The organism is Psychrobacillus syltrankelensis, assembly GCF_055454035.1.
The window spans coordinates 3,729,227-3,744,814 of the sequence record NZ_CM144227.1 but is presented as its reverse complement, the minus strand read 5'-3'; the positions used below and the strand labels follow the sequence as shown (position 1 = coordinate 3,744,814).

Annotated in this window: 8 protein-coding genes; 3 read left to right on the top strand and 5 right to left on the bottom strand. The window is 32.0% G+C overall.

Annotated features, from left to right (window positions below):
- Nucleotides 1-217: 217 nt before the first annotated feature.
- From ACTSKG_RS18495 to ACTSKG_RS18485, 3 genes are read right to left on the bottom strand one after another with little or no spacing between them, the layout of a single operon-like run.
- Entirely contained in the window at nucleotides 218-3,196 is a 2,979-nt protein-coding gene (locus ACTSKG_RS18495) for a type I restriction endonuclease subunit R (RefSeq protein WP_464755990.1), read from the bottom strand.
- A 20-nt stretch (nucleotides 3,197-3,216) separates the two neighbouring features.
- Entirely contained in the window at nucleotides 3,217-4,416 is a 1,200-nt protein-coding gene (locus tag ACTSKG_RS18490) for a restriction endonuclease subunit S (protein WP_464755989.1), read from the bottom strand.
- Between the two features lie 9 nt (nucleotides 4,417-4,425).
- Nucleotides 4,426-6,537, bottom strand: coding sequence for a type I restriction-modification system subunit M (locus ACTSKG_RS18485; RefSeq protein WP_464755988.1), 2,112 nt, complete (start codon nucleotides 6,535-6,537; stop codon nucleotides 4,426-4,428).
- 463 nt (nucleotides 6,538-7,000) lie between these two features.
- On the opposite strand from ACTSKG_RS18485, the gene ACTSKG_RS18480 reads away from it, so the two are divergent.
- The 3 genes from ACTSKG_RS18480 to ACTSKG_RS18470 all read left to right on the top strand — a co-directional run bounded on the left by ACTSKG_RS18480 (nucleotide 7,001) and on the right by ACTSKG_RS18470 (nucleotide 11,637).
- On the top strand, nucleotides 7,001-7,720 hold the full coding sequence (locus ACTSKG_RS18480; RefSeq protein ID WP_464755987.1) for a DUF6615 family protein: 720 nt from the start codon (nucleotides 7,001-7,003) through the stop codon (nucleotides 7,718-7,720).
- Nucleotides 7,721-8,384: 664 nt separating this feature from the next.
- Complete coding sequence (locus ACTSKG_RS18475; RefSeq protein WP_464755986.1) at nucleotides 8,385-10,217, top strand: nuclease-related domain-containing DEAD/DEAH box helicase; 1,833 nt, start codon at nucleotides 8,385-8,387, stop codon at nucleotides 10,215-10,217.
- A gap of 223 nt (nucleotides 10,218-10,440) precedes the next feature.
- Nucleotides 10,441-11,637 carry a hypothetical protein gene (locus tag ACTSKG_RS18470; RefSeq protein ID WP_464755985.1) on the top strand — a complete coding sequence of 399 codons (1,197 nt, stop codon included), beginning with the start codon at nucleotides 10,441-10,443 and terminating at the stop codon, nucleotides 11,635-11,637.
- Between the two features lie 36 nt (nucleotides 11,638-11,673).
- Here ACTSKG_RS18470 and ACTSKG_RS18465 read toward each other — a convergent pair whose 3' ends face one another.
- Together ACTSKG_RS18465 and ACTSKG_RS18460 are read right to left on the bottom strand one after the other, a co-directional pair.
- Nucleotides 11,674-12,963 (bottom strand): McrC family protein, encoded by a 1,290-nt coding sequence (locus ACTSKG_RS18465; protein ID WP_464755984.1) that lies wholly within the window; start codon nucleotides 12,961-12,963, stop codon nucleotides 11,674-11,676.
- A gap of 5 nt (nucleotides 12,964-12,968) precedes the next feature.
- Nucleotides 12,969-15,551, bottom strand: a complete 2,583-nt coding sequence (locus ACTSKG_RS18460) for an AAA family ATPase (RefSeq protein WP_464755983.1) — start codon at nucleotides 15,549-15,551, stop codon at nucleotides 12,969-12,971.
- Nucleotides 15,552-15,588 lie beyond the last annotated feature (37 nt).

Here is a 15,588-nt window from a genome sequence, read left to right as displayed (position 1 = left end):
CTTAGGCACCTTTTACATCATTGCTTTTGGTTGATCCTTCATCAAAAGCAATAGTAAGTTAATAAAAAAAGCGCTCAAAGAGCGCTCTTAATTCTACATTCATTTTTAACACAGACTATTAGTCTTTTTTCATCAAGTACAATCACTATTAGTCTTCGTAAAATATTTCTCCTTACTGCCCATTCAGTCGATAATAAAATCCATGAATGATTCATCACTATTCTTTTAAGCGCTTATAGATTTCATCCATAAATAAATCAAATATTGAGAGTTTTAGTTCGTCGTTTGATAATAAGGTATTGTTAAAGTTTTGATTTCTATCCATACCTTCAATCAATGCATCGTCAATTCTTCGGTTATATTCTAGTTTGAAATCATTTTTGTTATTAACCATGGCTGTACGTTTTAACTCTTCATCTTTTACCAAAATTTCTTTTACATGCATTACAGATTCTATTTCAATGTCACTATCAAAATTAGTGCCATGCATCATGTTGAATTCTTCAATAATTTCAGATAATTTCTTGATAATTGGTTCATATGGTCTTGGTGTGTCTGCTCCAGGAAGTCTCAATTCACCTTTACCATCTTTGATATCTCCACCAGTAATTTCAGCAGTAATCTTCGGTTTTCCAAATTCCGCATCTATCTTCCCCGTCAAATCAACGCCAGCATTTGCTCCCGATAAATCAATTTCTTTCAATAAAAAGCGGATAAAATTATACTTTTTATGCAAATCCAAATTCTTAAGGCTAGTCACTTGAATTAAGAAATTATAAAAACTTACAAAATGTTTTAGTTCTAAAAAGGCTTCTTCCTTCTCTTCTTTTTTCAATTTATTAAAGCGCTTCACAGCTCTGTCTAGATAATATTCTACTTTTTGGCGATCTTTTTTTAAACGTTTTTCTAAATACATTAGGTTATTGAAGGCATTGATATCACCATAATCTAATATGTTTCTTAACTCTATTTTTTCTTCAATCTCAAAAATATCATGCGGGTTAATTTCATTTCCCAAATATGTTCTAGTATAGTATTTAGAGAATGCTTTTTTAATTTCTTCAAATGAATTAGCGAAGTCTAATACAAATGTGTACTTATTAGGATAAGTACGATTTAAACGGGATAATGTTTGCACCGCTGTAACCCCAGATAATTTTTTGTCAACGTACATAGCACATAATTTTGGTTGATCAAACCCTGTTTGGTACTTATTAGCTACAAGTAATACTTGATATTCTTCGGTATCAAATTTATTCGGTACCTCTTCTTCAGAAAAACCATTAATGGCTGTTTCAGTTAGCTCTATTCCCTCATCTAATTTCAACTTCCCACTAAATGCCACCAAAGGGGTAATATTATCATAATGATGTTCTGCAACATATTTATTAAATGCATGATAATACTTAACTGCTGCTTCTCTTGTACTCGTGATAATCATAGCTTTTGCTTGTCCATCAAGCATATTTCGAATATTTTCTCTGAAATGTTCTACGATTATCTCAACTTTTTGTGTAATGTTTACATCATGTAGAGAAACAAAACGCATAATCGCTCTCTTAGCTTGCGAAGTATCTAAAGAAGGATCATCTATCACTTTGCTAATTACTTTATAGTATGTTGAGAAGGTTGTATAATTTTCTAAAACATCTAAAATGAATTTTTCTTCAATGGCTTGCTTCATTGAGTACAAATCAAACTCTTTCTCATGACCATCAGTACCTTTTACACCAAAAATTTTCAATGTTTTTGGTTTAGGTGTAGCTGTAAAAGCGATCATCGATACATTTTTTTGCTTCCCATGAGATTCAATATCTGATTCAATCTTGGCTGCCACTAATTCTTGATCATCAATTTCTTCTCCATCTTCATCGGCAATTTGTTGTGCTTTTTTGCTTAGTACTTCGGTCACCCCATCCATCATTCGCCCACTTGTTGAAGAATGTGCTTCATCGATAATAACTGCAAATTTTTGATTTTCCAACTCTCGTACATTGTCGACAATGTAGCTAAATTTATGAATCGTTGAAACGATAATCTTGTAACTACTATTTAATGCATCTGCTAAATCTTGGCTAGTCGCATCTTCATCCATCACTTTTACTAAGCCAGCTTTATGCTCAATTTGTTGAATTGCTCGTTGTAATTGACGATCAACAACGACTCGGTCAGTTATAATAATAGTGCTATCTACTACCGCTTTTCCATCCTCACCGATCAACTGCGACAATTGATGAGATAACCATGCAATAGTATTGGTCTTTCCACTACCAGCTGAATGTTGAATTAAATAGTTTTGATTTGTCCCATGCATAAGCATGCTGTCAGTTACTCGCCGCACTGCTCTTTGCTGATGGAAACGAGGGAAAATCAAACGTTCTTCAACTTTTTTCTTAACCTTATCTTCTTTTCTTTCTAGAAAAATAAACTTAGAAATCAAAGATAACAGCATATCTTTTGTAAAAATTTCTTCCCACATATAGGCTACGCCGAACCCGCTTTCGTTTGGTTCATTGCCTGCTCCCTCTTTATATCCACGATTAAAAGGTAAGAAGTAACTTGTTTCTCCTTTTAATTCTGTACACATATAAGCTTCTTTAAAATCCATTGCAAAATGAACTAAAGCACCTTTTTTAAATCGTAGTAAACGTGTTCTATAATCCCGCTCTTTTCGATATTGCCAAATCGCATCCTTATAAGATTGACCTGAAGTGTTGGCTTTTAATTCCATCGTGATAATAGGTAATCCATTTAAGAATAAAACTAAATCTATCCGTTCCCCTTCTTTATGATAGACTTCCTCCATCACTGTAAAACGATTTTTCTCATAATTTTCTTTCCATGTTCGATTAAAATCATTACCTGGTTTACGATACATCAACTCAAAGTGAGTATTATCTATATCTACTCCGTACTTTAAAGTCGTTAAAAAAGTACCATTCTTTGTATCTATCTGTTTTAAAATGGTACTAATAATAACATTATCCGTATCCTCCCCATAATAATTATAAAGCTCCTGATACTCAACAAGTTGAGTATCTTTAAGGAATGCAATGAATTCATCTTGATCCATTGCTTTGTGTTGATCATAAGTGGATTCAGTATAGTTACGTTCTACATATCCATTATTTCTAACTAAATAATCAATTATAAAACGTTGGTAATCTGAACGCTCCCGAATTGGATTTTTAATCACAATTTTCCACTCCAAATCTATCATTTAATTAATCTATGTTTACCAGTAACATATTCAAAGATCAGTGTTTTTTTGATTTCTTTTTGCTTTTCAATTTCTAGTCGTAATAGTTTAATAGATTTTTCCAATACAGGTACTTTACTCTCCAGATAATCAGCCATTAATTTTTGTTCTTCTATCGGCGGAATTATAATTTCAGCATTTTTCAATATTTGTTGAGTGATACTATAAACTTTAACTCCACTTACTCTAGACTGGATATTCTTTCTGAACCATTCCGAATCAAATAAATACATAAAATATCTAAAATCATGGTCATGAAAATCCTTAAGTTTTACAATTATAGTATGATATCCAGCAAAAAAATTGCATTTACCAAAATTTGTTGAAAAATTTCCTGAGCCTATAATATCTTCTGATGTATCAGCAAAAATAAAATCTCCATACTCTAATAATGTAGATTTTTTCTTTAAATAGTCTGAATCAACAAAAGGAAGGTCATCTTCCTCTGGATTCACCCTCACTCCATATTTTGAATGAATTTGCCCATAACTAATTACTGGAATTCCCTCAGGTTGTAGATTTTCTTTTGTAATGCTTAACCCCTTGTTTGTAGAAAAACAATACTTTAATCTTTTAATTTGCCAATTTTCTTTGCCGTTTATTAATCCGCTAGTTACTACTTCTGTAATTATTGATTTTTTATACTCTTCAAGTTTTTCAATTTCTTGTTTTAGTAAATAAATTACTTTATCTATTTTTGCAACTTTATTATCAAGAAAATCGACGATTATTTTTTGTTCAAAACTATCAGCAATCGGTAATTTAATAGAACCTAAATCCAATTGTGTCATACTGGGTAATGTACTACCAGTTTGAAAATATTTATAATCAAAACATTGACACATATAGTAAAAAAGTTTAGTTAGCAATTTTTCTTCATTTACAATAGTGTAATATGATGTATCTATAGTCCAGAATTTCCCTTCAACGTACTGTGGATTATCTATCGTGCCTTTACGACCTAATAAAACACTCTTTCCCTCATAAAGATAACCATCGGTATATTTAAATATTCCCCCCGATCCATAGACAGGTATTCCCTCATCAAGTTCGACTTCAATTTCTTTACCATTCTGTATTGAAACCACTTCTTTTAAACGATAAAATTCCCACTCATTTGGAATTTCACCACTCCACTCAATCCCAGTCTTTCTCATACCAATCACCTAACCTAATTCTGATAGTAATTCTTTTAATTCTGATTCAAGTTCTTTGAATTCTTTCAATAACTCTTTTGAAGGCTTTGATTCTCGATATTTATAAAAGTAGCGGGTAAATGGTATTTCTGCTCCAATTTTTATAGATGGAGTTGATTTTCCCTTTGTTTTCTTATTTAAGTCTTGCTCAAAGAACTCCATAGCATCAGGTTTATGTGGTAAAACTTCTTTCCGTATATATTCTTCCACAGATTGTTTATATGGAATCAATTCAATCTCTTTTGTGTCTTTATCTGGAAGTATTTTCCCTTTATTATCCTTTTGAATTTCAGCAGTTTTATCGATACGACTCATTGATTTAACTATGTTATTGAGCACTGCTGTAGGAACGTTTAAATCTTTGAATAGATTTTTTAATTTTTTCGTAAACTCTTTTGGTTCTTTGTATTTCTCAATTACCTTTACTTTTAGTCTTAATCGCTTGATTATTTCTTCAAAAGTTTGTTGATTTTCGAGAAACTTATCTAATATTTTTTGTTCTTTCGCAGGAATTGGATCCATCAATTGATATTCCTCCATTTTTTCCCTATCATAGAAATTTTTCAAATCATTGTTATCAATCATTTCTTGAATACGTTCTTCTGTTATCTGATAATTCCGTTGCATCGGTTGATAGACGCTATATTCTTTATACAAGAAGTCTTCATTAGAAAAAATCTTACAATACTCGTTTCCTTCAAAATCAGCATACAGATGAGTAACTTTCTTAATATGATCATTTGATAATTCATTTCTTTTATTTCCCATTGATTTACGCATTCTCTTATAGAAGCTTGTTGCATCAATCAATTGAACTTTCCCTTTTCGTTCAGGGCGTTTGTTATTACTTAAAATATAAGCATAGATTGAAATTCCTGTATTATAGAATAATTGATCTGGAAACCCAATTATTGCTTCAATTAGGTCATTTTCTAACATCCAACGACGAATTTGACTTTCTCCCGAACCTGTCCCACCTGAAAATAATGGTGAGCCATTGGTAATAATGGCTGCTCGACCATTTTCTTTATTTAATTTTGCTAATGCATGTTGCATAAATAAAAGTTGGGCATCTCCACTTGCTGGAGTCATTGTAATTTCTGGTCCATCAATTCCTACTCGATGTTTAAAACGACTGCTTGCTTCAACAGCTTCTTTCGTTCCATTTTCGGCTTTCTCTCCACTCCAAGGTGTACCAAATGGAGGATTCATGATTACAAAACGAAATTCATCATCTGGAAAGGCATCTTCTTTTAAGGTATTTTTCAATTGGATATGACTTGCATCTTGACCTTTAATCAACATATCCGCTAGACAAATGGCATATGAACTATCTAAGATTTCTTGCCCATACAAATGGATCTTGGCTGTTGAATTTTTGCGCAAAATAAAATCATTGGCTGTAGATAACATACCGCCTGTACCACAAGCGAAATCTCCAATTTTTATAATTTTTCCTTCATCGTAAATATCATCACTACCTTCAGCCAATAATACATTGGCTAAGCAACGAATTACTTCACGAGGTGTGTAATGATCACCAGCATTCACGTTTTCTGAGTAACGTCTTAAAATATCTTCAAAAAGATAACCCATTCGCATGTTATCAACGGTTTTCGGCGATAGATCAAAATTAGCAAAAGCTTTGATAATCAATAATAATTTATTTGCTTTATCTAGCTTGTCGATTTGTTTCATAAAGTGTAAATCTTCAATAATTGTTTTAATGTTTGTTGAAAATCCCTTGATGTATTCTTTGAAATTCCCTTTAATATCATCAGCTTGATCTTGTAAATTTTTTAAATTAAATGGGCTAACATTGTAAAAACTGTGACCAGCTTTTCGTTCTAATACTTTAGGAGCAATGTTTGGATTTGTTTTATATGTACTCACTACTTCATCCTTAGTCTCTTCTAAAGCACACTCAAAACGGCGAATTATTACCATTGGTATAATCACGTCTTGATAATCTTCTGCCTTATAGGTTCCTCTTAATTTATTTGCTATCGCAAGTACTAAATTTGTTTCTTTTGTAACATTAATTTCCGTATTTTCGTATAATATTTCTAAAGGTTTACTCATAAAAAAACTCCTTATAAAAATTCGTATAAACTAAATTATTCAAAGTTAATTATAGCATTCAATATCTTCAAAAGTCGGTGTTATTTTTGCTGGAGGGGTTGAACGACAAAAAGAAATGACTGTTCTATGAGAGATAAACGGTAGAAAAAGATTGCTCAATATATTAAGTATCCAAATTTACCGATTTATTACAAAACTTAAGCTTAAAGCACAACAGAATTTCAATACACGGACTTACCTATCTTTCTACTTAATTATAAATAGTCACTTCAGAAATAATATTCGCAAGATAATTGACTGACTGGTGTACCTGTGAATAAAACTCAACTACTGTTTGCTTAAATTCTTGATTATAGAAAGTTTGACGCTAACTATAATAACTTAGCCAAGTTGTGACCATACTACTATACTCTATTCAATAATGATATTATTTACTTAATTAATATTGATAGGAGGATATTTTATGACTTTATGTACATGTAAAAATGTATTGAAACTTGAAAAAATAATTAAAAAGAGAATGGATTATTATAAATCTGGTGGTAAATATAATGAACCATCATTAACTGAAGAAATTGTTTATCAGATTCAAAAAAATTGTAGTGATACTACATTAGTACATTCAACAAGCGAAGCGACAACAGGAGCAGATATAGAATGGTGGATAGAAATCTACCCAAAATATTATATTGGATTAAACATCCAAGCAAAAAAACGGTATAAGGATAGCATTGAATACGATAAAATAGATCATAAAATTGGAGGACACACTCCACAGATTGATCGCCTAATACACTATTCAAAGAAAAAAAAAATGATTCCATTATATTGTTTCTATAACTTTGTAGGTAAAACTATTAAGAATTCATGGACTTTTTCATTTGCAGAGGATATTAAATATATAAAAAGTATTACTACGCAATACAAAGATCCTATATACTTACAAAAAAATAAAGCTTTATATGAAATGAATTCATGGTTTTGCGATAATCGTAAAATAAATAACTTTATAAATGGTTCGGGTTATAAGAATGCTAGTTATAAGCGTCCGAATTATGAAGATGTAATTAAATATGAAAATCAATTACCAGACTATGTGTTAAAGAAACAAAGTAGGGAAAATATCCGTACATACTTTCAAAATACTCCGACACCAAAATTTATCTTATTAACTAAGTTGTAGTTCATTATGAATAAGAATACATAACTTCATTGATTAAAAAAGGAGCACTTCAATTCGAAGTTGCTCTTAATTAGTTCTCCACAATCTTCTTTATTGTCTTTCCGCTATCACTTCTTTAAATTTTCGCTCCGCTTCGTCATAAAACGAGCCCAACAGTCTTTGATCTTCGATAAGCTGTTTGCACTGCTCTTGCAACTCATTTCTTTTTTCATTTGTCTTTGTTCGCTGTGTCAGAAACAAACACGAAAGACATAACAGTCACGTTTGTTTGAATTAACAAGAATGTTTCTAACCCAGGATAGCTGGTTAACACGAACGTAATCCTATTGAATCAAAAGTTATAACTGGTGGTTAAATATGCAGAAGGATTTACTATAAAGAAAAAAGTACTATTACTCAAATCTAAATAAGAATACTAATATAAAAGCTTAATTTAAAGTAATCTATAAGATATACTTTCTGTTTTTGTCTAAAACGAATGCATAGAATTCCTGCTCTCTCATGTTTGGTTGCGTAAAAATCTCATTTAAGCTAGATATTGTGTCCCCCATGAAATCTGCCACCTGTATTTTAACTATCAGTTAACATTTCACAATATCAGTTCCTATATATACCACTTTATATTAAAATAAACCTATATATGATCTCGAAGGAGTGAACTAAATTGCTCACTAAAAAGGGTGTCACTATAATCGAAAATCCTAATTCAAGAGAACCGATTACAACAGGGGAAAATTATTTAAAAGAAATAATTTGTTCCTCAACTCTTTTTGATGGTTGGACGTTATATGAGCAACCAATCATTAACTCTATGCATCCTGATTTCATTTTAGTTCATCGCGAAAAAGGGATACTAATCATTGAAGTAAAAGATTGGCATTTAAATCCCCCTCAATATTTAAATAATGCTCAAATATTAGGTTCGAATGGAAAATACTTTACCGATAACCCTGTGAAACAAGTAACATCATACAAAGATCTCATTTCAAAATATGAACTCGATTCATATATCGAAGTAACTGAGCATTATTCTAGTAGAGCTTTAGGAATGATTACACCTATTGTCTATTTTCATAATGCAAATAGACAGCAAGCTCTTGAATTTTGCAATAATCCTGATCCAAGAAAATCTCTCATCTGGAGTCAGGCAGATTTAATTGAACTTTGTACTAGAGGAAACAGGGATGATAGAAGGTTCCCAGCATGTTTATTTTATGAGAGTTCTAATTTTGCAAGAGATCGTTATCAATCAATGCAAAAATTAGTAGATAGTCTAGAGGCTATCTTACGTCCGAGTGACTATGCACGTGGAAGAAAAGACCCCATTAAATTAACAAAAGAACAAAATAATTTAGTTTCAATAAAAGAAGGAAGTATACGACGATGGGGCGGTGTAGCTGGGTCTGGTAAAACTTTAATAATAGCTACTAAAGCCACTGAAGCTATTAAAGAAGGACATCGTGTTTTAATTTTAACGTTCAATATCACACTTAGACATTATATTCGAGATTTGTGTAGCCAACAGTTCGGAGCAGGTAATAGAAAACTATTAAAAAGTCATTTGACCATCTCTCATTTTCACGGCTTTTTGAAAATCTTAATGACTGAGTTAGGTATACAGGTTCATAAGTCAGTCATTGAGCAATATACAAATCAAGCAATGGATCAAATCATAAATAGAATCAGAATTCATCATCCGTTTCATCTCAAGTATGATTGTATCCTGATTGATGAAGGACAAGACTTTAGTGGCCCATGGATTATGTTTTTGAAGAATTTTTTTACTTCCGATGGGGAAATTTTAGTAATGTATGATAGAGCTCAAAGTATATATGAAGATCAAGGGGTCTGGATAACAAACCCTTCTGAAATTGAGGGAATAGGCTTCAGAGGACAAGTTGGTCATCTATCAGTTACACATAGACTACCTGAAAGTATCATTCACCAAATTGAACGTTTAAACCATGTATTTGGAATCGAAAATAAAATTGAAATTAATAATTCTCAAGGAGATCTATTTACTAAAATCCAATGGATAAATGTGCATCAATTTGAGAATCGATATCCCATAATACAACAAAAAATAACAGAAATATTGTTAGAAGGAACTAGTACTATTGAAGATATTACGATCATAACAATGAATGAAAATACAGGTATTGAAATGGTTAATGCTTTTAGAAATATGCCATATGCAATTTCACATGTATATGACTTAAGTGGTCAACGTGATCAACATCTTCGTCGTAATGAAAAATGGAAGTTTCAACCTGGCAAAGGACGTTTAAAAGTATGCAGCTATCACAGTTATAAAGGTTGGGAAAGTTCACATATAATTTTATTATTAGAAGGAATGCAAAATGACAAGAATCAACTACAGGAAATTAGAAATGCACTTTTTATTGCACTTACAAGAGTTAATACCTTTTCTGATTCTAGGAGTTTTACTTGTATAAATAATTGCCGTGAGTTTGATGGATTAGTTCAGTATTTTTAATTATTGTTTTGCCGATTTAATAGTCCTATTTAAACTTCAAAAAATTAATTAATTCTCTGAAGAGGCTATGAATTCTCATAGCTTTTAATTTTGTATTTATATAATTTACAAGCTTCAATATGTGTCTGCTTTCTCTTTAATTAATTTCTTTATTATCAGACCAACTTACAATAAGGTAAATATATTCAATTAATATATTAATCATCTCAGGAGTGATAAAGACATGGGATATTTAAACTTAGTAACCGACCTCGTTCAAGTAAAGCAAAATATAAAACGATATAATCTAGAATTACAAAATGGAGAAATGACACTTAAAACGAATGGTGTACAACAATGGTATTACATAATGGAATTAGATCTTTTTGGCCCAAGTCGTTATATTGGGTATGAAGATATCACGATTCATAAGCACAAAAATGCATCTAATTTAAATGGTGGAGAAACAACGACTAGATTAAACAAATGGTTTGATTTATGCGATGATCCAGAACTATTTGAAAAACTGACTGAAAAATTGCTTGGTGTTCTTTCTCCACTAGATATGGATATCCGTCGCAATAATGAAAGGCAGCCATCATTTAAATTGAATATACTAAAAGAAAATATCCCAAAACTAAAACAACTTTATATATCTGAGGAAGTCGTGATTGATAATGGGAAATGCCAGACATGTAATAAGTCTTTCTGGAAGGAACCGTTTTATGCACATGATAACCGTGGTCCATATTGTTCTCAAAAATGTATGCCTGATGGTGTCCTAGATGAAAATGGTGCCTTTGATTATGTTAATTATGTAGAAATTTATCGTGAGCTCAAAGAAACGTTTCATCAAATTGAAAACGTTGAAATGCGTGATGAATTAAAAGATGAAATTTCACAGATCTTTGTTCAAATGGGCGAATTTTTACTGAAGGATCCTGAATCAGAATACGAGGAATTTATCGTTGCATTGTTACCTAAATTTGAAGAGCTCTATGATGATACTTGGGATTACTTTGTTGATAACTCACATTTGGATATACAGCAAGCTGTCCGAATTCAATGGCATTATCTAGTGAATGAGGGAATTAATATGGAAGTTTTAACAATTTTTGCTACTAAGTTAGAAAAACAATTAAAAGAAGTGAATTCTTATTTTGAGATTTTGTATTTCAGAAATTTTATTATAGATCATAGTACTACAAACACTATTTTTTATGAAAGTTATCATGCCACGAACGAAACAGATTTTCTATTAGAAAGAATATACTACGAAAGTATTTTGTTTTTAAGTAACTATGATTTAGAGCAAGATGCTAGCGACTATATAGACAAAACATTAGTTGCAGTCTGTCCAAAATGCACTCTGTATGAAACACTTGAAGATTTTTCGATGAATGAAGAATTAAATTTATTTTGCTGCCAAAGTTGCTCATAAAATGGTGAAAGAGAGCCTTAATAATCGGGCTCTCTTTCATATTTGAAATTCACATTTCACTATAAATTCATTCAAACTGAGCTCAATCCGATGACAATCTACAAAAAACACCTTCACCTGCACACCATCATCACTGGTAAAATAGATTTCCTCATTCCCTTTAAACTCATCGTTAATCGGATAAAGAAGCCAAACCTCATTGGTTGCATATTTCTTCGCATACGCATACATTTGATACATATCTACCTGAGAAATTCCGTAATTGCTACTTGGTGTGTTTTTTAACATCTTCCACTTCGTATCAATAATGATAGTTCGTTGTTCCACTCCCTTTCGTAAAACGATATCTGGCCTTATTGCAAATTGTTTCTCAAATAAATGATACTGTCGATCTTGCAAAGAAATTGACCATTCCTTCTGTTGAATCAGTCTTCTCAAATTCCGCCCAACATAATCCTCAAACAATCGATCCATTGGAAATAAAAGCGCTTGTACAAATGAAGTACCAACAAACGTTGTAAAACTTTGATTTCGTAGAAAAATCTTAGACCACTTTAAAACAGTCTCATAGTCCTTTGAATTTCGATCGATTTTCACTTGTCCGAAATCCTTTTCAATAAAATGCGATAGCTCAACTAATTCAAAATTCGCTAGTAGCTTTCGCAATTCTTTCATATTTTCTGCACTCTCAGATTCTTTCGCTAGCTTTACTAGTGTTGATTTTATCAAACGATTTTCTGGTCGGTTCAAACCAAATTCATCATACTGTACATAGAACCGTTCCTTATGCACTGTATTATGTTTAATTTGCTGTGAGAAATTCATCTTCCCTTTAAACACTTTGAGATTGTCTTCCACTTCATAATAAGCTGACTTCAATCCCCGTTTAATAAGATGCTGCACTTCCTGTATATACAATCGAATAAATATCTCAAAGATCGGCATTTTTTCTGTATTTAAATTTGATTCATTAAACGTCTTGCTTGGAAAATCCCTTAGTGTCTTTAACATTTTCAAAAATGTCTTTTTCGAATCATCCTGTGTTCCACCGTGTATTTTCGGGAGTATTTGCAGCTGAACACCATTATTTAGTTGAAGCACACCAACATAGTTTTTTGCTCGAATTATTTTACCGACATTTCTTTTCGATGAGATCGACAAAAAATCAATCGCATCCGCTCCATTTGATTCGTTGAAGGTTAAAATTAGGTTTTCTAACTGACTAAACGAAGCCTTGTCTAAATAGACTGCCCCTAGCTCTTTACTCGTTTCTTGATTGCTTGTGATGACATCATATTCCCTTAACTCAACTAATTTTCTCTTCATATGACTTACTCGTAAATTTCAATATAACTAGCATGCTTTTTAAAAGCTGCTAATTGAATAGTAAACTTAGTATCAGGGATATCGATGTCAGGATTAGCTTTAAATACAGTATTCATTTTTACTGGTGTATCTAAAATAAACTTTAAATCTTCTGCTTTTGCATTATCTCCAAGGACTAATTGAATTTTGCTGTAATCCTCATAGAAGTATTCTTGCAGAAGCGGGATAATCGCGTTCTTAAAAATATTCTCTAGGTTTTCAATCGTCGGTTCATTTTTTAATGACATGAAGTAAGCATGGCCAATAGTGTGTTCACGATCGTATAGGACTTCGATCCGTTTGTTAATTGAGTAGACCATTTTTTGAATATCGATATTCCCGACTTTAATTTCTTTTAGAAGTTGCACATCTGGCATCATTTCGATAAAACGGAAACGTCTTCTTAATGCCGTATCCATCATCGCAATCGAGCGATCAGCCGTGTTCATTGTCCCTAATAAGTAGACATTTTGTGGCACGCCGAATTCTTCTTTTGAATACGGCAAACGAACTTTTATTTCCTCTGGAGCTCCAAGGCGTTTCGTCGTTTCAATTAATGTAATGAGTTCACCTAAAATTTTCGAGATATTACCTCTGTTGATTTCGTCGATGATAAAGACATAGTTTCTATTGTTTTCTTCCACTGTGATTTGTTCGTCTTGAGAATGCCTTAACAAGAGCTCGTTGACACTATCACTAGACATTCTTTTCAATTCATAAACAGTTCGTTGCGTTAAGTTTTTCTTGCCGTTTAAATCATACACATATTCATGAATATTTTTAGAAATCCATTTAACAGAACGACTGCGCTTGTAGGATTCTTCATCACCTAACCACTCAGGCTCACCTGTAACAACGCCAATTGCATCAATATGCTTTTGGTCAGCCAATGAAAATACAATGTCTCCAATACTCATGTCATCATAAAAACGATTCAAATTACCTTTGACGATACCTGACGGACCTTTTTCGCCTTCTGTTAAATCTTCACCAAAACGATCCCACCCAATGCGAATGCGATTATTTTCAAAACAATCTTCCTTTATCTCATTCATACCACTTCCTTTTAGTGATACTTTCCACACACGCGCGTCAATCTCTAGTGCTTCGTTATTATTTGTAACTTTAAGCTGCTGTGCGTTCTCACAAAAAGCCTTAAAAATACCCGATTCAATCTTATACTGAAGTTGTTCGTCTTGATCTTCATCTAAAGAGGGCTTGATCCCTTCAATAAATTCCTCATAACCAAACGATTGGTGGAATGTTGTAAAATTAATTTGTCCTGCTTTTTTATAGTCGTTATAGCGCTTTAAAATAGTTTGATAATCTTCTCTCAATAAAGATTCGATGGAATTTTTTTCAATAATAGCTACAGCGTAAATTGCCGTATTATACGTTTTCCCTGTGCCTGGAGGGCCGTATAGAATCATATTTTTATCGAACATAGTAACTACCTCCAAATCCGGTTTATTACTTTTAACTTTGTCTACGACTAAATTGTAGTATGCTATTAAATTTCCAAACGCGGTATCTAATTTCTGATAGATCATTTCATTAGTTAACGATTGTAATCGAATTTCTTCATTTGTCAGGTGATACACCATTTGTACCTTTTTATATTCGCCATCTTGAATTTTCGTTTGGATCTCAGCTGGTGTTTCATACGAAACTTCAGAATCTCGGCTTTTATTCATTTTTATGTAGTAACAATATTGATCTTCTTGAATTAATGGCTTAGTTAAAATTTTATGATGACGATCAAAGTCCGGTTGCTTTGCCTTTTTTTCATCTAATTCAATCGATATTCTAAGTTGTACTTCTTCAGTATTTTTCTCTGCAAAAATTGAAATACTCGTTAATATATTCTCATATTCTTCATATTTCAGCTGATTCCATAAGTATCTTCGAACAACGTCATTTCCACCAGTAAGCCATTTCGATTTATTGCTATTTTTCAAGCCATACTTAGCCGCAAAACTATCTGCTAATTTGTTTAGTTCATTGACTGCTGTGCTTCCACTTTCCCGGATGGATAAATAAATCTGCTTTTCTTTTTCATCTAATTGATGTGGGTTTTTATAGTCATGATTTGCATTAGTATTTAGATGCGTTATTATTTTTTGGAAATCAATTTCAGTGCCAAGAACAGCCGACTCTTTATTATCAAAGAAAGTACGGTATTCAGTTTCAACGAAATTAACTAACTGGTCTACTGTGATTTGTTCGCCACTAGATAATATCAATGAATCTTGTAAATTTAAATCCGGTCTTTCTTTTATTTCATTGAACTCACCTGGGTAACTAAGCCTTCTGTTATTTTCATTCATAGTTCTAAAAAAATTTTGAGTATTACTTTGATGATCCCCATTAAAATGCTGAGAAATTCTAGCACTCTCCACATTATTATCTGTTAAACTTTGCGCTCTCTTTTTAATATCTGCTTGTACAAGTGCTATATCTGCCATCGATTTTACTTCATTATTTTTAAATCGTTCATAAGTCATCATAGCTGCGGCTAACCAAACTGCTTGGTTTACGGTTAAATTCATTTTAAGCACCTACTTATATTCATTGTATTTTTGTAAC

Coding starts and splice junctions, on each gene's coding strand:
- ACTSKG_RS18490 (WP_464755989.1), bottom strand. CDS start 4,416: ATGAGAAAGACTGGGATTGAGTGGAGTGGTGAAATTCCAAATGAGTGG.
- ACTSKG_RS18480 (WP_464755987.1), top strand. CDS start 7,001: ATGACTTTATGTACATGTAAAAATGTATTGAAACTTGAAAAAATAATT.
- ACTSKG_RS18485 (WP_464755988.1), bottom strand. CDS start 6,537: ATGAGTAAACCTTTAGAAATATTATACGAAAATACGGAAATTAATGTT.
- ACTSKG_RS18465 (WP_464755984.1), bottom strand. CDS start 12,963: ATGAAGAGAAAATTAGTTGAGTTAAGGGAATATGATGTCATCACAAGC.
- ACTSKG_RS18470 (WP_464755985.1), top strand. CDS start 10,441: ATGGGATATTTAAACTTAGTAACCGACCTCGTTCAAGTAAAGCAAAAT.
- ACTSKG_RS18460 (WP_464755983.1), bottom strand. CDS start 15,551: ATGAATTTAACCGTAAACCAAGCAGTTTGGTTAGCCGCAGCTATGATG.